Genomic DNA, 17,550 nt, shown 5'->3' with positions numbered 1-17,550 from the left:
CTAAATATCAAAAACGTAGCGCGATCCTACAATCCGCTGTCGGCCGATGATAAACGGCCGCTGCTGCTCGTCATAGAAATATGCCTCCATATAAAACAGAGGCTCTCCCGTGGGAACGGACAGCAGCCGGGCGACTTCGGGTGACGCACACGCGATCTCAAGCGTGCACGGCTCGGTGCGAGCAGGCCCGCGACCCGTCTGTTCGCGCACGACCTCGAAAATTGATTGATCGGTAAGGTCCGCCTTCGCCAAAAAGGCGTTGTCTTCATAAACGTACGTGTTGTTCTCGAGCATCACGGGGATGCCATCGGCGGTGCGCACGCGTTCGATGCAGATCAGCTCCGACCCAGCGGGAACGCCAAAAAACTGCGCTTCGGTAGCATCGGCCGGCAACACTTTTCTTGAGACAATACGCGCCCCGGGCTCCATCTCGTTGACGCGGCAGGCGTCCGAAAAACTCTGAACGTCGTCCTTCTGGCGGATTTTACGCTTGAGCTTGGGGGCGTTTACAAACGTGCCCCTCCCCTGCTGCTTGGTTAGGTAGCCCTGCTGCACGAGCTCCTCAATGGCCCGCCGAACGGTAACGCGACCAACTTTGTAGCTTTCGGCCAATTCGAATTCATTCGGTATCCGAGCGCCCGCCTTATAGGTACCAGAATTGATGTCATTTTTGATGATATCGATAACCTGTTGATATAGCGGGATTGCCGCTTTTCCGTCGGTCAACCCTTCAGTCGATGGCATTTGCCCTCCCCTAGCAAATATGGAATCAATAATCGGTGCGGATTACGCATCGCCAGTCCTACGCAAGCTCCAGCAGCTCCGGCAGCTGGTCGATGATCTTGTCAGCGGCATCCTGGCTAAAGCCGAAGCGCTCCTCGCGCTTGGCGATCACCGTCAGACCCGCTCGCTTGCCGGCAGTGATGCCAGGGACGGAGTCCTCGACGCAGCAGCAACGGTCCGCAGGCAATCCCAGCAGATCCAGCGCATGCAGGTAAATATCGGGTTCGGGCTTGCTCTCCTTAAACTGCTCGCCGCTCACCACGTACTCAAAGGCATCCGACAGGCCGCACGCATCGAGCACTTCCTCGATGCTGTCCATGGGAGACGAACTGGCCAGCGCCACGCGAACGCCGCGACGCGGGAGCTCGCGAATCGTCTCCACGGCGCCCGGATTGATCAAGGTCTGATAATCGCGCGGGCGTTTATGCGCCCACTCATCCCAGCGGGCCAGCGCCTCCTCGCCGGTAAAGTGTCCCTTTCCGGCGCGCTCAAACCAATCGACCAGCATATGCAAGAAGAACTGGTGCGAGGTACCAACCTGCCCGTTCAACTCCTCTTGGGTCAGGTTCAGCCCAAGCTCTTTGGCAAACGCAGCGGTCTCCCCCAGGTAATAATACTCGGTATCGACGATGACACCGTCCATGTCAAAGATAACGGCGTCGAACGGAAATGCGGACACGGCACCCTCCCTAACAAAAAGGCGCCCGCAAGCGGACGCCCGAACCATGCACTATCGGCGATTCTAACCCAGCAGCCTATCGAGTGCCACCGCGATGCCGTCTTCGTTGTTATCGGCGGTCACCATCTGGGCCACGGCCTTGACCTCATCGACGGCGTTGCCCATGGCGACACCGGTGCCGGCCCACTCGATCATGGACTTATCGTTCTGACCGTCGCCAAACGAAACGACCTCACTGGCATCGATACCCAGCTTGGGCAGAGCGCCCTGCAGCGCGCGGGCCTTATCGATACCGGGCGCCGTAAACTCAAAGTACCAATCGGCCGTGAACATGCCCGAAAGCGTCTCGGTAAAGGGCGCGTACATCTCCTCGTGATGCGCCTGCAGATAGACCGGATCGCCCGCGGTGAGCAGTTTGTCTACGGGGTAAGCATCCGCGACTTCATGAAGGCTCTCGACCTCGCGAATCTTAAGATCGCACGCGTCGCGCTCATACTTGACGATGTTCTTCTGCGAACCGTCCGGCAACGTGATCATGCAACGATACGAGTCCACGACATGCAGGTCGCGACCGAGCGAGATCATGGGAATCACGTCAAAGTTGCGCAGGTGGTCGAGCAGACGGTGCAGCTCGTCGACCGGCATAGCCTGGTCAAACAGCACCTCGTCGGTTTGGGCGTCGACCACATGCGCACCGTTAAAGGCGACCAGCAGGCCATCGTGGTTTTGAAGGTCGAGCTCCTGCGCCAAGGCATGCAGCCCCCATGCGGGGCGGCCCGAAGCCAAGATGAGCTTAATGCCCGACTCCTGCGCCGCGAGCAACTTCTCGCGCGTGCGCGGGCTGATGACCTTTTGGTCGTTGGTGAGCGTACCGTCGATATCCATCGCGATGGCTTTGATTGCCATATATGCCTCCTTGCATTGTTTTTATCGCGCTCCATCATATCCGAGGCGGGCATCCCTCATACGGATTAATTGAGGACGAATGCAAAACACAAGACGATTGCGGACAAATGGCACATAGCAAAGGGCCCGCATCCCAACGGATACGGGCCCTTTTTTAAATGAGCTAGCTCAGCAGGCAAAGACTACTTGCGGTGAGCGCGATAGAACTCGATGAGCGCCTGGGTCGAAGCATCCTGCTCGTCCTTGGCAGCGTCGTCGTGGAAGGCAGGCGTGATCTGCTTGGCAAGCTGCTTGCCCAGCTCGACGCCCCACTGGTCGTAAGAGTCGATACCCCAGACCGTGCCCTCGACAAACACGATGTGCTCATACAGGGCGATGAGCTCACCAAGCGCGAACGGGGTCAGCGTGTCGCCGAAGATCGAGGTCGTCGGGCGGTTGCCCTCAAAGCAGCGAGCCGGGACGATCTGCTCGGGCGTGCCCTCGGCACGGACCTCGTCAGCCGTCTTACCAAAGGCAAGCGCCTTGGTCTGAGCGAGGAAGTTGCCCAGGAACAGCTCATGGACGTCCTGGCCACCGTCGGTCGCCGGGTTAGCAGTGTTGGCGAAGGCGATAAAGTCGGCCGGAACCACCACGGTGCCCTGATGCAGCAGCTGATAGAACGCGTGCTGGCCGTTGGTGCCGGGCTCGCCCCAGAAAATCTCACCGGTATCGGAGGTCACAGCACTGCCATCCCAGCGGACGTGCTTGCCGTTGGACTCCATGGTGAGCTGCTGCAGGTAAGCCGGGAAGCGATGCAGGTACTGGCAGTACGGCAGCACGGCATGGCTCTTGGAGCCGAAGAAGTTGACGTACCAGACGTTGAGCAGGCCCATCAGCGCAACGGCGTTGTTCTCGAGCGGAGTGTTGCAGAAGTACTCGTCGATGGCATGGAAGCCCTCGAGGAACTGCTGGAAGCGCTCGGGACCGAGCACGACAATCAGGGACAGGCCCACGGCGGAGTCAACGGAGTAACGGCCGCCGACCCAGTTCCAGAAGCCAAAGGCGTTGGCCGGGTCGATGCCGAAGGCCTCGACCTTGTCGAGCGCGGTGGAGACGGCGACAAAGTGCTTGGCCACAGCCTCGGCGTTCTGCTCATCGGAGCCGTCGATGGCGCCCTGGGCCTTGAGCTGCTCGAGCATCCAAGTCTTGACCTCGCGAGCGTTGGTAAGCGTCTCGAGCGTGGTGAAGGTCTTGGAAACGATGATCACGAGCGTGGTCTCGGGGTCCAGACCCTTGAGTTTCTCGGCCTGGTCGTTGGGGTCGATGTTGGAGATGTAGCGGCAGTCGATACCGGCGTCGGCATAGGGACGCAGGGCCTCGTAGGCCATGACCGGGCCCAGGTCGGAGCCGCCGATGCCGATGGACACCAGGTGCTCGATCTTCTTGCCGGTAACGCCCTTCCACTCACCGGAGCGCACGCGCTCGGCAAAGGCGTACATGCGGTCGAGGACCTCGTGCACGTCGGCGACGACATCCTGGCCGTCAACGATGAGCTGGCCCTTCTCGCTTGCCGGACGGCGAAGCGCGGTGTGCAGGACGGCACGGTCCTCGGTGGTGTTGATGTGCTCGCCGGAGAACATGGCGTCGCGGCGCTCCTCGAGCTTCACCTCGCGGGCAAGATCGCACAGCAGCTTGACGGTCTCATCAGTCACCAGGTTCTTGGACAGGTCGAAGTGCAGGTCACCGGCGTCAAAGCTCAGCTTGTTCACGCGCTCGGCATCGGCGGCGAACCAGGCCTTGAGGTCGATACCCTCGGCCTCGAGCTTCTCCTGATGGGCCTCGAGCGCCTTCCAAGCGGCAGTCGACGTAGCATCGATAGGTGCGGCAACAGTTGCCATAGAGTCCTCCTCAGCATACGGGCGCACGCCTCCATGCGCCCGGACATTCAGATGCCACTATTCTAGCGCAGGTCAAGACTATAATCAGCGAGCGTTGCCAATCGGCCCCCAAACGGCAACCGACCAAAAAGGGACAGGTTTAATTTGGCAGGTCAAACGCTTTACCAATCAAAAATAACCTATCCCTTTATGCCAAATATTAGGCCGCAGCGCAGACGCTACCGAGCAACTCACGCAGAGGAGACCCGATGCCCTCCAGCAGTTCGGGCGCGATGATGGCAAAAACGGGAACCTCGCCGGCCCCCACGACGGCAGGCACTTTGCCCTCCGAGACGATACATCCATAAGGGGCAAAACCGTCTTCGCCGGCATCGAGTACGGCCATGCGACGAGCGAGTTCGCGCGCAAAGCCCGCCGTATCGGCATCGCCGATCGCCAGGACAAAGTCCACGCCCTCATCGGTCGCCAGGGCCACGGCCTCGTCGATCAGCTCGTCTCCCCCGTCGCCTTCAACCGAGCCGCAGCGAAAAAGCACGCGTTCGAGCAGAGCTCGATCAAGCGAGCCGAGTGCTGCCGAGACGAGCTCATCGCGCGTATGCTTGTCACCGCCCAGTACAACCAGCGCCTTGGTGCCACCGTAGTGAGCGACCAATCGCCCGCACCAGCGAGCCACATCTCCATCCGCAACAAGGCGCGTCGGCATACCAAACCCATAATTGACCATCTTTCCCACAACCCTTCCGTGCGTATAGGCGGTATCGTTCAATAGGCTCATGCTACGAAGCGAGCTTTTCCGAGCTGTTTCGCGCTCTTTAGGGCTGCGTTAAAAACCCGATGCAACCGCACGACCATACCTGCCAAATAGGGACAGGTTTTGACGGTGTCCGGTCGAGCAGGTATTATCGAACAGGTATTCGATAAGAACATGTGTTTGATGGGAGGCACGGATGGCGCACGAGCAGCACACCTACATCTGCATCGACCTCAAGACGTTTTACGCCAGTGTCGAGTGCGTCGACCGCGGACTCGACCCACTCACTACATGCCTGGTCGTTGCCGACGAATCGCGCGGGCGCACGACCATCTGCCTCGCCATCACACAGGCTATGAAGGACCTTGGGATACACAACCGCTGCCGTCTGTTCGAGATTCCCGACGGCATCGACTGCATCAAGGCCGTACCGCGCATGCAGCACTACATGGAGGTGTCGGCGAAAATCTACGGCATCTATCTGGAATACGTGAGTCCGCAAGACATTCACGTCTACTCCATCGACGAATGCTTTATCGACGTGACGCCCTATCTGGACCTCTATCACACCGATGCGGAAGGGTTCGCCTGCACGCTGCGCGACGAGGTCTTGGCGCGCACCGGCATCACGGCGACGGTCGGCATCGGCCCCAACCTATTCCAGGCCAAGGTAGCGCTCGACATCACCGCCAAGCACGTAGCCAGCCGCATTGGCGTACTCGACGACGAGATCTTTCGCAAGGAGATCTGGCCCCATCGCCCCATCACCGACATCTGGGGCATCGGCCCCGGCGTGGCGGCCCGTCTCGAGAAATACGGCGTCTACGACCTGATGGGCGTCGCCGCACTCGACGAGAACCTGCTCTACGACGAACTCGGCGTCAATGCCGAATATCTCATCGACCACGCCTTCGGGCGCGAGCCGACAACCATCGCCGATATCCAAGCCTATCGCCCGCAAGCGACCTCGACCACCACAGGACAGGTGCTCTCGAAGGGCTATGCCTACGAGCAGGCCTACACCGTCTTGCGCGAAATGGTCGACAACGCCGTGTTGGATCTAGTCGACAAGCACGTGGTGTGCGACAGCATCTCGCTCTTTGTGGGCTATGCAAGCGAGCGCGCCGACATACGCCGGCTCAACGCCAGCGGCACGGCGCAGTATATAGACGGCTGCGGGCACCTGCGCTCGAGCACATCGAGCATCGAACCCACCGCAACCGCCGGCCCCGAGCTCGCGCCCCGTGCTCCCAAGCCCGTCCAGCGCGATGACGAAAGGCGTCGTCTGGTGCGCGAAGCGCAGGCAATCGATGGCATCTTTGTGGGCGAACACGGCGGCAAACCGCGTGGTGGCTATGCCGCGCTCTTTGCGCACTCCAACGCCTCGCGAAAGCTGCCCGAGCGCACTAATTCGTTTAAGAAAATCATGGGGTATTTCGATGACCTTTGGGCACAAACAGTCGATCCCAAACGACCGGTCAAGCGCATCAACCTGGGATTTGGCAACCTCATGCCCGAGGAATTTGCCACCATCGATCTGTTCAGCGATATCGAGGCCGATGAGCGCGAGCGCGACCTGGCGCGCGCCGTCCTGGCCGTGAAAGGCAAGTACGGCAAGAACGCGCTCGTCAAGGGATTAAGCTTTACCGCCGGCGCCACCGCGCGCGAACGCAACGGCCAAGTTGGAGGACATCGTGCCTAAACCCAAGCAGCAGCCCGTGCGCCCGCCGACCGCCTTCGAGCGCCTGGCGGACCCCGAGGGCAGACGCCGCGCCGCCGACCCCAAGCTCACTGCCAACGGTGCCGTGCGCGCCAACCGCGCCGCACAGTTTATGCCCTTTGCCGCCCTCACGGGATACTACGAACTCGTGCGCAAGCAGGAAATCACCGTCGAGCCAAAACGTGAGCTCACGGAAGAAAAAGCCCTCGCGCTTTCTAAAAAGCTCGAGGGTCTCAAACGTGGCGACTTGATTCGTGTCACCTATTACGATACATACGGCTATCGCAGCCGCACCGGCATCCTCGACGAGGCGCTCCCCGCCTTCAAGCTCCTCAAACTCCGAGACATCGCCATCGACTTCGACGACATCCAAGACATCGAACTGCGCGGACGAGCCTAGCCAAGGAAGCGCATCCAGGGCGGCGCTTACAGAGTCATGACGTAGTAGCCCGCGTCTTTCACGGCCGTCTCGAGGACATCACGATCAACCGGCTGCTTAGAGCGCACGCGTGCCGTGTGGTCCGCATACGTCACCGTTGCCCACACGCCATCCAGCGCATTGAGGGCATTGGCTACGTTCTGAGCGCAGCCGTCACAGTTCATGCCGCCGATGAGCAGCTCATCGCTATAGGGATAGTGCGATGCATCGGTATCCACCACAACAACCTTTTTGGCCTTCTTGCCGCTCGTACCATCGCTGCAGCAACTCTTCCCGTGTGTCGAAGCGGCAATGCGACGCAGTCCAAAAAACATGCCGACGGCAATGACGGCCAGCACGATGAGATTCGCAGGGTTGAGCAAGTCACTCATGCGCTCCCCTTTCAAGTAGCACTATCTAGATACCCCCATGGGGTGCCCCCATCTTAACCCAAAATCATGTCTGTTCGGTCAATTAGTTTCCCTCTTCAAACTTTTTTGTTGACCATGGCTTACTTTCGTGTATAAGTTTTCCTAGGCTAACAGTTTAGATCCGTAAGGAGCGCCGTGACTCGAACCATAGACATCCCAACGTTTCAGGCGGCAGTCGTGCGCAACTGCTCTCCCACGCTCGCGGGCATCAAGCCGGCATCGCTCTTTACCTATCCAGGCACCTACGCCCACGGGGACGGCTCGACCACAACCGAAACCATTGCAGAACGCCGAGCACGCCTGCTCAACGTTATCGCCCAGTGCAATCGCGAGCTTGACCCGCTCGGCATCCACCTGAGTGTTTTGGTCTGGCGGCCCTGCGGAGCGCTCGTGTACGCGTACCAAGCCAAAAACCTCACCACCTATTTCGCAGACCCTCGCGTCCAAACGGCGCTCACCTCGGAAGGCTACGACACGAGAGACCTTTCGGCATGCCTTGTGCATTTGGCATCACGCATCACGCTCGCGAGCAATAACGTCGCGGAATGCGCCTGCAGCCAGACTCGATGCGCACTACCCCAGCAAGCTAGCTGCAGCAAAGACTGCACCTGCGAGTTTCCGCACGAAATAGGCTACTTCCTTGGATATCCCTACGACGACGTGCACGAGTTTATCGTCCAGCGCGGCGAGAACTACAAGGTCTTTGGGGCCTGGAAGGTCTACGCAAATGTCGAGCAGGCGCTTGCGACGTTTGATGCCTACCGTGCCTGCACCCAATACTTCACTTTTATCTATCAGCAGGGCTGCAGCCTGGCGCAACTTGCCCAGGCAACCCGATAGAACGTACAAGCCGCGGCAAGCGCCGCACGACCGAAAGGACAAAACATGAGCAAGATCGCCGTCGTCTACTGGAGCGGCACGGGCAATACCGAGGCCATGGCAAACCTCGTCGCCGAAAGCGCCACGTCCGCGGGGGCCGAGACTGAGGTCATCCCCTGCGCCGACTTCTCTGCCGACAAGGCCGCCGAATATGATGCCTTCGCCTTCGGCTGCCCCGCCATGGGCTCCGAGGAGCTTGAGTATGACGAGTTTCAGCCTATGTGGGACGAGGTCAAGGAGACCCTCGGCGACAAGAAGGTCGTCCTCTTTGGCTCCTATTCGTGGGCCGAGGGCGAGTGGATGGACAACTGGAAGGCCGACGCCGACGAGGCCGGCGTCAACGTCGTGGACTCCGTCATTTGCTACGATGCGCCCGACGATGAGGGCGAGGCGGCCTGCAAGGCCCTGGGAGCGGAGCTGGCCTAACGAAGCCGCCAGAAAGTCGCAAGGCAACTAACAGCCGAGCACCGCACAACAACAGTCGCTCATGCCCAAACAAAAACGGGGGCCGGATACTATCCGATCCCCGTTTGTTATATCGACAATTTCGACGCGCCGCTACGAGATATTGCCCAAGAACGCCTTGGTGCGCTCGCTCTTGGGGTGGTCGAAGACCTCGCTCGGCGTACCCTCTTCCACGATAACGCCACCGTCCATAAAGACGACGCGGTCGGCGACGTCGCGGGCAAAGCCCATCTCGTGCGTCACCACGATCATAGTCATGCCATCACGTGCCAGGTCGCGCATGACGCCCAGGACGTCGCGAACAAGCTCGGGGTCGAGCGCCGACGTGGCCTCGTCAAAGAGCATGACGTGAGGGTTCATCGACAGGGCGCGGGCGATCGCCACGCGCTGCTGCTGACCGCCCGAGAGCTGGCTCGGCATAAAGTCGATGCGCTCGGCAAGACCGACCTTGGTCAGCTCCTCGACGGCAATCTTCTCGGCCTCTTCCTTGCTGCGCTTGAGTACCTTTTGCTGTGCGAGCATGACGTTCTTTTTGACTGACAGGTGCGGGAACAAATTGAACTGCTGGAACACCATACCCAGATGCGTACGTACCTTGTTAAGGTCGACGCCCTTGGCGCAAACGTCCACGCCCTCAACGACGATCGAGCCGCTCGTGGGATGCTCCAGGCGATTGATGCAGCGAAGCATCGTCGACTTGCCCGAGCCCGAAGGACCCAGGACTACGACGACCTCGCCCTTGTGCACATCCAGATCGATGTCGCGCAGGACCACGTTATCGCCGAAGGCCTTCTGGAGGTTCTTGATGCTGACGACGACCTCGTTCGAGTTATTGGTTTCGCTCATGATAGGACCTCCTTACAGACCGGCGATGTGGTCGGCGGGCGTCGCGACGACCTGTCCAGCGCTCTTGGCGGGACGCTTCTTCTTGGTTTCGGCCGTCCCCAGAAGCCTCGCCTCAAGACCGCTCACCAAGCGAGCAAGCGGCAGGGTGATGACCAGGTAGAACAGCGCGGCAACCACATACGGCGTAATGGAACCCGTCGTGGCCACGATGGTACGGGCGTTCATGACGATCTCGACCACGCCCACGGCCGCGAGCAGCGACGTATCCTTGTAAAGCAGGATAAACTCGCTGGTCAGCGTAGGCAGGACATTGCGGAACGTCTGCGGAATCATAACGTAGAGCAGCGTCTGGAAGGCGTTCATGCCCAGCGAGCGCGCGGCCTCGTTCTGGCCCTTGGGGATCGACTGAATACCGGCGCGGAAGATCTCGCACAGGTAGGCGGACGAGTTCATGGCCATGACGATGACGCCCAGCACATAATCGTCAACCTTGACGCCGGCCAGCGGCAGGCCAAAGAACGCGATGTAGATCTGCAGGAACGCCGGCGTACCGCGGATGATATTCACATAGATGCCGGCAAGGCAACGCAGGATGCGCGACTTGGAGATGCGCATGAGTGACAAGGCAAAGCCAAAGGGAATGGCCAACGGAAATGCCACGAGCACGATCGAGAGCGACATGAGGAAGCCTTTGAAGACGATCGGCAGGCTCTGAACCAAAATGACCGGGTTCAGGAACAGGCGAAGGAACATGTTGGAATTCCATGCCTCGACCCACGGCTGCTCCTTAAGGTCGGCCAGGAAGTTATCGAATGCCGTCACGCCCTTAATCTCGACGGAAGGAATCTTGGAGATCTTCTTGGTTGAACCGTCAGCCAACGTGTAGGTGCCGCTAAAAGCCTCGTCGCCGCCCTCGACGGGGAAGGTCACGCCGTAGACCTCGACACGAAAATAGCCGCCGGCCGGAGCCGTCTCGCCAAAATCGATCTTGAGCGTCTGGCCGTCGACCTTGCACGTAGGCTTCATGGGCGTACGGTCCATGAGGTCATCGCCCGAGAGCATCGTCAATCGCGTGTCATCGGCACCAAACGTCGTGCCGTCGACAAACGTCAGCGAAAGACCGCTCAGCTCCTCGTCGGCATCGGCCTGAACTTCCCAGGTAATTCGCGTCTCGGTGCCGCCGACCACAGCGCTGCCCGAACCGGTATTGGGTCGGGCGGTGATCTTTGCGGTCTCAAGCGCCTGGGCGGTCGTGGGCGCATATGCCCCCGCGCACACCAGCGCGAGCGCCACGGCCATGACGCAGGCTAGCTTTTTGAGCAAGGCGGGCAGTGGAAAACGCTGCTCCGCGGCTCCTTTGTTCAGTCGAGACAAGGTGGCTCCTATCGTAGAAGTTGCCGGCAAAACGAGACGGAAACGCTCTCCGTCAAGAAAAGCGCAAAGGCCCTCTCCGCAAAACGGAAAGGGCCCGCGCGCAATCAAGTGACTATTTTACTTGATGTTGTACTTAGCCATGAGGGCGTCAACGGTACCGTCGTCGGTCAGGTCCTTGATGGCCTGGTTGATGTCGTCCTTGAGCTTGGTGTTGCCCTGGTTGATGGCGATGGCGTACTCCTCGCCGGTGCTGACCTGCTTGATGGTCTGGCAGGTGTTGAACTGCTCGGCGGTCAGCTGGCTGGCAACGGAGCGGTTGGTGACTACGGCATCGCCCTTATCGGACTGCAGGGCGCTGAAGCACTCGGTGGCGTCCTTGTAGGGGACGATCTTGGCCTTGGGGAAGTTCTCCTGGGCAAAGGCCTCGGCGGTCGATCCAGACTGGACGATGATGGTAGCGTCGGCGTTGTTGAGCTTCTCGCTGTAGTTGTCGGCCGTGATGTCGGTGTTATCGACCTTGGTCACGATAGCCTGATCGTCCATGTAGTAGGAATCGGAGAAAGCGACTTCCTTCTCACGCTCGGGCGTGTCGGTGATAGCCGCGATGGAAACGTCATACTTGGCGCCCGAAGCAACGCCGGGGACGAGCGTGTCGAAGTCGTTGTTGACGTACTCGACATCCAGACCCAGCTTGTCACCGATAGCCTTGATGAGCTCAAGGTCAAAGCCCTGGTAGTCGCCGTTGTCGTCCTTGTACTCAAACGGAGCGTACTCGGCAGAGGTGCCGACGGTCAGCGTACCGTCCTTGACGAGCGCGTACTCCTTGGAGCCATCGACCTTCTCGACCTTCGCGTCGTCAGAGCTGCTGGAACCGGCATCGGAACCAGAGGTGGCGTTGGACGAGCCGCAGCCCGTCAGTGCGAGGGCGAGTGCCATGGCGCCCGTGGCGGCAAATGCGCCAAGCTTCTTGAGCTTCATAATCAGTCTCCTTCCAATGACCCCACGTGATTCAGGGGCCTGCAAAAACTGAGGGTTATTATGCACCCGCTTGGAAGAATCCGCAATTAGAAAACTGATTGAAACAAACCCATAACGTGAATGGAATACTCTACTTTGTGACAGTCATTACTGCTGCAATGACCTTAGCAGTTTGATTTCAGCTACATAACCTGCAAGTTCGTTCGGCGTCTCCAAAATAAATGGAAGTGCACGCAAGCGGCTATTCGATACAATATTCTGCATAACCTGCATACCGCCGCCAAACTCTTCACTACCCAGGTAGCCCTTGCCGATGCACTCGTGGCGATCCTTATGGGCGCCGCAGGGGTTCTTGGAGTCATTGATATGCACGGCGCGCAAGCGCTCGATACCCACCACGCGGTCGAACTCGTCGAGTACGCCGTCCAGGTCATGGATGATGTCGTAGCCAGCATCGCTCACATGGCAGGTGTCCAAACAAACGCCCAGCTTATCGGACAGCTCCGGGCACTTGGCGGCAACGCCCTCGATAATGCGCGCCAGCTCTTCAAAGCTACGGCCCACCTCGGTGCCCTTGCCCGCCATGGTCTCAAGCAATACCGTCGTCTGCTGTCCCTCAAACATCACCTGGCACAGCGTGTCGACAATCATCTGAATGCCGGCGTCTGCCCCCTGTCCCACATGCGCACCGGGATGGAAGTTGTAGTAGTTGCCGGGCAGTGCTTCCAGACGCTGCAAATCTTCCGCCATAGCCTCCAAGGCAAACTCCCGCGCCCGCTCCTTAGCGGAGCAGGGGTTATAGGTATACGGGGCATGCGCCACTAGCGGTCCAAAGTCGTTTTGCGCCATAAGCTCGCGCAGAGCCGCCACGTCATCCATGTCAAGGTCTTTTGCCTTGCCACCGCGCGGGTTGCGCGTAAAGAACGCAAAGGTATTGGCACCAATGGACAACGCCGTCTCCCCCATTGCCCGATAGCCCTTCGTCGTCGAAAGATGACACCCGATCGTTAGCATCTCCAACTCCCCCTCATCAGTTGCGGTGAAATACGGTCTATTGGTGCCTTATTTTGGCGCAAACAGACCGTATTCCACCGCAAGATATAAAAGGGGCATCAGGGGCAAGGTCCGCCGAGCCCCCTTGAGCACCAGCACCGCAGCCTAGAGCGTCAAGCGAATCGCATCGATAATCTGCGCGCAGCGCTGCGTGGCGGCAAGAGGCATAACGGGGCTTTCAAGCTCTCCCGTCTGGACGAGCTGCGTCGCATGCTGAATTTCGCCGTAGAAATCATCGACCTCAAACGGGGCATTAATTTCGAGCATTCGTCCGTCGGAGTACTTCACATGGGCGAGCTCGGGGCGATGGAGGCGCTCGATTTCCACCGAACCCCGTTCGCAGGCAATCATTAAGCGGCTTTCATATGCTGCTTTGCCGTCGCACACCATATGAATGGGTATACCGCCGACACTCATATGGATCTCATCGGCCCAATCCACGCGGCCACCCGATACGTCACGCCAGCGAACTTCACGAGACGAAACATCGCACGCACCCGCAAGAAGATCCTCAAACCACCCGACCGCGTAGCAGCCCATGTCATATAGACAGCCACCCTGCAACGGATCGAGCAGATAACTCGAAGGCGGCTGACCATAATCGAGTTTTTGCACGCTTTCGATCGAGACGATACGGCCAAGCTCGCCCGACGTAAGCAAACCCTTCACGCGAGTATGCATCGGACAAAACCGATTCTTCATCGCCTCCATAAACAGTACGCCGCGCTCGCGAGAGGTGGAGGCAATCGATAGAGCCTCTTCCTCACTCAAAACGGCCGGTTTTTCGCACAGCACGGCCTTTCCCGCGCGCAGTGCCCGACAGACCCAATGCGCATGCATGCCATGTGGAAGAGCCAAGTAGATTGCGTCGACATCGGGGTCGGCAATCAGCGCATCATAAGCCGCATCGCCGCTATCGTCAGTCGTGGCATAGCTGTGCGCGGCATCAATCGAAAACGCCCTCCAAAACTCCTCAACATGCGAAGGGGCGCGACCGGCGGCAGCCACAAGCCGCGCCCCGTCCACCTCCTTGAGCGACGATGCAAATCGATGCGAAATGTGCCCAGCGCCCAAAACGCCCCAACGAACCTCGCGCAAATCATCACATGAATCCCGATGGCCCACGACAGCCCCCTTCAGTTGCGACGAAATAGTTCCTGCTATCGCCCTATTCTGCCGCAAACAGGAACTATTCCATCACAAGATATAAAAGGGTCATGAGGAGCGAGTTTTGCTGAAGACTTTAAGCGCGGCCGTTACGGGGCCAGGCTGGAAACGTCGGCGCGCGTCGTCGAGACGCTCGGGGATATCGATGTGTTGCGGGCAGTGACGCGCACATTTGCCGCACTTGACGCAATTGCTCACGAGCTTGGGCTCGCTCGTGCGCACCGCGCTCGCCGTAAAGTATTGCGACAGCCCCGTAAACCAGCTGTGCGCATAGCTCGCGTTGTAAGCGGCAAAGCAGCCGGGAATGTTAATACCCTTGGGACATGGCATGCAGTAGCCGCATCCCGTGCAGGGCACGCGATTCGATTTTTCAAACTCCGCCAGCACGCGTGCGATGGTATCGAGCTGAGCGGCTGTCATCGAATCCGGCAGGGCCCGATCGGCCAGCACCGCGTTCTCGTCCACCTGCGCGGTATCGGTCATGCCCGAAAGCAGCATCGTGACTTGAGGATGGTTCCACACCCACGAAAGGCCCCAAGCAGCCGGCGTCTTCAGGTACGGATCGCGTACGTCATCGAGCACGGCGCGGGCCCGCGGAGGCAGCTTGCCCGCCAGGCGTCCGCCCAAAAGCGGTTCCATCACAAACACCGCGAGCCCGCGCTCGGCGGCTGCTATAAGTCCCGCCGTTCCCGCTTGGTAGCGCTCTCCAGCGTAGTTGTACTGAATCTGGCAAAAATCCCAGTCATACGCGTCGAGCATCGTCAGGAAGTCCGCCGCACTGCCGTGATACGAAAAACCTATCTGGCGAATACGCCCCGCAGCCTTTTGGTGCGCAATCCAGTCTTCGATGCCCAACGCCACCACGCGCTCCCACTGGGCGGGCGAAGTGATGTTGTGCATAAGGTAGTAGTCAATATGGTCGGTCCGCAAACGGTGCAGCTGCTCGTCAAAAAAGCGGTCGAAATCCTCCGCACATTTGCACGAAGCGTGCGGCAACTTAGTCGCCAGCAACACCCGGTCGCGCAGCCCCAAGCGCTCAAGTGAGGCGCCCACGCACACCTCGTTACCGGGATAGAGATACGCGGTATCCAGATAATTAATCCCCTGCTCCACCGCACGGGAAATGATGGCATCGGATGTCTTCGCATCGGGGTGTCCCGGCGCACCGGGAAATCTCATGCAGCCCAGACCCAGAGCGGATATTCGGTTACCACTTTTGGGGTCAACGCGGTATTGCACGGCCCCTCCTTTCGCCATCAGCACCCCGGCAAGACGAAACACAATGGTCACGCGGCCGAAACATCGTGGAATCGCAATCGAGAACGTATCGTAACGCAGCAGAAATCGAGCTGTCACGGCACCGCTTTAACATCAGCAAAAAGCCCGATGAAAGGAGCCGCCCATGCCCGCGCTCGACCTTTGGAACCTCGCCTCCCAGCTCAAAAGCAACGATTATCGCTGGGTCGACCTCACCCACACGCTCTCATGCGACACCCCGCACTGGTTTGGCTTTAAGCCATTTGAGTCCACCAAGCTCTTCGACTACCTGCCCGGCACGCCCGAGGACATGCTCGCGCCCATGCGTTGCTTCCAGTATTCGGTCGCCTCGCAGTACGGCACCCACGTCGACGCGCCGCGCCACTTCCATGTCGAGGGTCGTTCCCTTGGAGAGATTGAACCCATCGAGTTTATGCATCCGCTCTGCGTGATCGACAAGCATGAGGAGTGCGCCGCGAATCCCGACTTTATCCTGACCATCGAGGACCTCAAAGCCTGGGAGGATGAGCACGGTCGCATTCCCGAGGACGCTTTCGTCGCCTTCCGCTCCGACTGGTCCAAGCTCGCCGACCTCGAGAACAAGGACGAGGACGGCCAGCCCCACTACCCCGGCTGGGACCTCGGCGCCATCAAGTGGCTCGTTGAAGAGCGCGACATCGGCGCCATCGGCCACGAGCCGGCTGACACCGACCCGGCGAGCGTGACCACGCGTGAGGACGCCTACCCCTACCCCGGCGAACAGTACATCCTCTCGGTCGACCGCTATCAGATCGAGGTCATGGACCATCTAGACGAGCTTCCCGCCACGGGCGCCGTCATCTTCTGCACCTTCCCCAAGGTGCGTGATGGCGTCGGATATCCCGCACGTGTCTTTGCGGTCTGCCCCGCGTCATAAGTTCCCATGCGTTTGTTCTTCTAAATACGGCCATCCGGTGCACGCGACATGGCCCGGCGGCATACAATCCATCAGGCGCCCCATACGCGGGCGCCTTTTTATGGGGAGATGATTCACATGCAGATCAACAAGGTCGCCTTCATCGGCAAGGGCGGCGTGGGCCTGCTCTACGGCAGCATGATCGCCCAAGCGCTCGGCAACGACGCCGTCGAATACGTTATGGACGACGCGCGCTTTGAGCGCCACGCGGGTGATGCGCTCACCGTCAACGGCAAGCCCTGCGCGCTCAAGTCCGTCCGCGCGAGCGAGGCGACGCCCGTCGACCTGGTCATCCTCACGGTCAAGACAACCGGGCTCGATGTGGCGCTCAAAACCCTGGAAAGCGTCGTGGGACCCGACACGCTGATCGCGTCGCTGTGCAACGGCATCACGAGCGAGCAGAAGATTGCCGAGCGCTTTGGCTGGGAGCACACCGTCCTTGGTATCTGCCAGGGCATGGACGCCGTATTCCTCAACGGGGAGCTCACCTATACCAATGCCGGCGAGATCCGCTTTGGTGCGGCAGCGGGCACCGACCCCGCAACCGTTATCGCCATCGACGAGCTCTACACGCGTTGCGGCATCGCCCATACCGTCGAGCACGACATCGCACATCGCATGTGGGCCAAACTCATGCTCAACGACGGCATCAACCAGACCTGTATGGCCTACGGCGGCACCTACGGAAGCGCTACGGAGCAGGGCTCCGAGCAGCTCCGCAGTTTTGTCTCCGCCATGCGCGAGACGCTTGCAGTCGCCAATGCCGAGGGCATCGAGCTCACCGAGGCAGACCTAACGCAGATGGTGCGTCTCATAAAAGGGCTCGATCCCGCCGGCATGCCCTCGATGGCGCAAGACCGCATCGCTCAACGCAGAACCGAGGTCGAGGAATTTGCGGGTACCATCTGCCGCCTCGCGGCCAAGCACGGTATCCAGGTGCCGCAAAACGAATGGCTCTATTCGCGCATCCGCGAAATCGAGGCCAGCTGGTAACGCCGCCGTACCGCATCC

Annotated in this window: 18 protein-coding genes; 6 read left to right on the top strand and 12 right to left on the bottom strand. The window is 59.7% G+C overall.

Annotated elements, in window-relative coordinates; all coding sequences use genetic code 11:
- The 5 genes from AB5Z14_RS04780 to AB5Z14_RS04760 all read right to left on the bottom strand — a co-directional run bounded on the left by AB5Z14_RS04780 (position 1) and on the right by AB5Z14_RS04760 (position 4,969).
- Complete coding sequence (locus AB5Z14_RS04780) at positions 1-744, bottom strand: GntR family transcriptional regulator (RefSeq protein ID WP_195622410.1); 744 nt, start codon at positions 742-744, stop codon at positions 1-3.
- A 58-nt stretch (positions 745-802) separates the two neighbouring features.
- Positions 803-1,462 (bottom strand): HAD family hydrolase, encoded by a 660-nt coding sequence (locus AB5Z14_RS04775; RefSeq protein WP_368130499.1) that lies wholly within the window; start codon positions 1,460-1,462, stop codon positions 803-805.
- Positions 1,463-1,525: 63 nt separating this feature from the next.
- Complete coding sequence (locus tag AB5Z14_RS04770) at positions 1,526-2,368, bottom strand: Cof-type HAD-IIB family hydrolase (RefSeq protein WP_368130498.1); 843 nt, start codon at positions 2,366-2,368, stop codon at positions 1,526-1,528.
- A gap of 182 nt (positions 2,369-2,550) precedes the next feature.
- Complete coding sequence (pgi, locus tag AB5Z14_RS04765) at positions 2,551-4,245, bottom strand: glucose-6-phosphate isomerase (protein WP_368130497.1); 1,695 nt, start codon at positions 4,243-4,245, stop codon at positions 2,551-2,553.
- A gap of 199 nt (positions 4,246-4,444) precedes the next feature.
- Complete coding sequence (locus AB5Z14_RS04760) at positions 4,445-4,969, bottom strand: iron-containing alcohol dehydrogenase (RefSeq protein WP_158567795.1); 525 nt, start codon at positions 4,967-4,969, stop codon at positions 4,445-4,447.
- 223 nt (positions 4,970-5,192) lie between these two features.
- On the opposite strand from AB5Z14_RS04760, the gene AB5Z14_RS04755 reads away from it, so the two are divergent.
- Together AB5Z14_RS04755 and AB5Z14_RS04750 are read left to right on the top strand one after the other, a co-directional pair.
- Positions 5,193-6,698 (top strand): Y-family DNA polymerase, encoded by a 1,506-nt coding sequence (locus AB5Z14_RS04755; protein WP_368130496.1) that lies wholly within the window; start codon positions 5,193-5,195, stop codon positions 6,696-6,698.
- Positions 6,691-7,116 (top strand): hypothetical protein, encoded by a 426-nt coding sequence (locus AB5Z14_RS04750; protein ID WP_233540813.1) that lies wholly within the window; start codon positions 6,691-6,693, stop codon positions 7,114-7,116. Before AB5Z14_RS04755 ends, AB5Z14_RS04750 begins: the two co-directional genes overlap by 8 nt.
- A 26-nt stretch (positions 7,117-7,142) precedes the next feature.
- Here AB5Z14_RS04750 and AB5Z14_RS04745 read toward each other — a convergent pair whose 3' ends face one another.
- The gene (locus AB5Z14_RS04745) at positions 7,143-7,526 is read right to left on the bottom strand and encodes a heavy-metal-associated domain-containing protein (protein WP_368130495.1); all 384 of its coding nucleotides are present in this window, start codon (positions 7,524-7,526) and stop codon (positions 7,143-7,145) included.
- A gap of 174 nt (positions 7,527-7,700) precedes the next feature.
- On the opposite strand from AB5Z14_RS04745, the gene AB5Z14_RS04740 reads away from it, so the two are divergent.
- Both AB5Z14_RS04740 and AB5Z14_RS04735 read left to right on the top strand, forming a co-directional pair.
- Positions 7,701-8,405 carry a DUF3793 family protein gene (locus tag AB5Z14_RS04740; RefSeq protein ID WP_271743434.1) on the top strand — a complete coding sequence of 235 codons (705 nt, stop codon included), beginning with the start codon at positions 7,701-7,703 and terminating at the stop codon, positions 8,403-8,405.
- Positions 8,406-8,450: 45 nt separating this feature from the next.
- Positions 8,451-8,870: a flavodoxin gene (locus AB5Z14_RS04735; RefSeq protein ID WP_117564429.1), complete on the top strand. Its 420-nt coding sequence runs from the start codon at positions 8,451-8,453 to the stop codon at positions 8,868-8,870.
- 132 nt (positions 8,871-9,002) lie between these two features.
- Here the strand turns inward: AB5Z14_RS04735 and AB5Z14_RS04730 are convergent, their stop codons facing one another.
- The 6 genes from AB5Z14_RS04730 to AB5Z14_RS04705 form a co-directional block, all read right to left on the bottom strand.
- Positions 9,003-9,755, bottom strand: a complete 753-nt coding sequence (locus AB5Z14_RS04730; RefSeq protein ID WP_055251428.1) for an amino acid ABC transporter ATP-binding protein — start codon at positions 9,753-9,755, stop codon at positions 9,003-9,005.
- 12 nt (positions 9,756-9,767) lie between these two features.
- Positions 9,768-11,129: an ABC transporter permease subunit gene (locus AB5Z14_RS04725; RefSeq protein WP_233553013.1), complete on the bottom strand. Its 1,362-nt coding sequence runs from the start codon at positions 11,127-11,129 to the stop codon at positions 9,768-9,770.
- A 117-nt stretch (positions 11,130-11,246) separates the two neighbouring features.
- Complete coding sequence (locus AB5Z14_RS04720) at positions 11,247-12,107, bottom strand: ABC transporter substrate-binding protein (protein WP_368130494.1); 861 nt, start codon at positions 12,105-12,107, stop codon at positions 11,247-11,249.
- A 147-nt stretch (positions 12,108-12,254) separates the two neighbouring features.
- Complete coding sequence (locus AB5Z14_RS04715) at positions 12,255-13,121, bottom strand: deoxyribonuclease IV (RefSeq protein WP_271743432.1); 867 nt, start codon at positions 13,119-13,121, stop codon at positions 12,255-12,257.
- Positions 13,122-13,265: 144 nt separating this feature from the next.
- Positions 13,266-14,285, bottom strand: a complete 1,020-nt coding sequence (locus tag AB5Z14_RS04710) for a Gfo/Idh/MocA family protein (protein ID WP_368130493.1) — start codon at positions 14,283-14,285, stop codon at positions 13,266-13,268.
- Positions 14,286-14,375: 90 nt separating this feature from the next.
- Entirely contained in the window at positions 14,376-15,566 is a 1,191-nt protein-coding gene (locus AB5Z14_RS04705) for an aldo/keto reductase (protein ID WP_368130492.1), read from the bottom strand.
- A 163-nt stretch (positions 15,567-15,729) separates the two neighbouring features.
- On the opposite strand from AB5Z14_RS04705, the gene AB5Z14_RS04700 reads away from it, so the two are divergent.
- Together AB5Z14_RS04700 and AB5Z14_RS04695 are read left to right on the top strand one after the other, a co-directional pair.
- The gene (locus AB5Z14_RS04700; RefSeq protein WP_117646577.1) at positions 15,730-16,500 is read left to right on the top strand and encodes a cyclase family protein; all 771 of its coding nucleotides are present in this window, start codon (positions 15,730-15,732) and stop codon (positions 16,498-16,500) included.
- A 117-nt stretch (positions 16,501-16,617) separates the two neighbouring features.
- Entirely contained in the window at positions 16,618-17,532 is a 915-nt protein-coding gene (locus AB5Z14_RS04695) for a ketopantoate reductase family protein (protein WP_229057805.1), read from the top strand.
- Positions 17,533-17,550 lie beyond the last annotated feature (18 nt).

Source organism: Collinsella aerofaciens (assembly GCF_040910265.1).
Taxonomy (GTDB): Bacteria; Actinomycetota; Coriobacteriia; order Coriobacteriales; family Coriobacteriaceae; genus Collinsella; species Collinsella aerofaciens_BK.
The sequence above is the reverse complement of the archived record's forward strand: the minus strand, read 5'-3'. Positions and strand labels throughout refer to the sequence as shown.

What these genes read in the sequence shown, in the direction of transcription:
- AB5Z14_RS04755 (WP_368130496.1), top strand. Translation starts at nt 5,193, where the DNA reads ATGGCGCACGAGCAGCACACCTACATCTGCATCGACCTCAAGACGTTT.
- AB5Z14_RS04780 (WP_195622410.1), bottom strand. Translation starts at nt 744, where the DNA reads ATGCCATCGACTGAAGGGTTGACCGACGGAAAAGCGGCAATCCCGCTA.
- AB5Z14_RS04700 (WP_117646577.1), top strand. Translation starts at nt 15,730, where the DNA reads ATGCCCGCGCTCGACCTTTGGAACCTCGCCTCCCAGCTCAAAAGCAAC.
- AB5Z14_RS04770 (WP_368130498.1), bottom strand. Translation starts at nt 2,368, where the DNA reads ATGGCAATCAAAGCCATCGCGATGGATATCGACGGTACGCTCACCAAC.
- AB5Z14_RS04715 (WP_271743432.1), bottom strand. Translation starts at nt 13,121, where the DNA reads ATGCTAACGATCGGGTGTCATCTTTCGACGACGAAGGGCTATCGGGCA.
- pgi (WP_368130497.1), bottom strand. Translation starts at nt 4,245, where the DNA reads ATGGCAACTGTTGCCGCACCTATCGATGCTACGTCGACTGCCGCTTGG.
- AB5Z14_RS04745 (WP_368130495.1), bottom strand. Translation starts at nt 7,526, where the DNA reads ATGAGTGACTTGCTCAACCCTGCGAATCTCATCGTGCTGGCCGTCATT.
- AB5Z14_RS04735 (WP_117564429.1), top strand. Translation starts at nt 8,451, where the DNA reads ATGAGCAAGATCGCCGTCGTCTACTGGAGCGGCACGGGCAATACCGAG.
- AB5Z14_RS04695 (WP_229057805.1), top strand. Translation starts at nt 16,618, where the DNA reads ATGCAGATCAACAAGGTCGCCTTCATCGGCAAGGGCGGCGTGGGCCTG.
- AB5Z14_RS04720 (WP_368130494.1), bottom strand. Translation starts at nt 12,107, where the DNA reads ATGAAGCTCAAGAAGCTTGGCGCATTTGCCGCCACGGGCGCCATGGCA.
- AB5Z14_RS04760 (WP_158567795.1), bottom strand. Translation starts at nt 4,969, where the DNA reads ATGGTCAATTATGGGTTTGGTATGCCGACGCGCCTTGTTGCGGATGGA.
- AB5Z14_RS04730 (WP_055251428.1), bottom strand. Translation starts at nt 9,755, where the DNA reads ATGAGCGAAACCAATAACTCGAACGAGGTCGTCGTCAGCATCAAGAAC.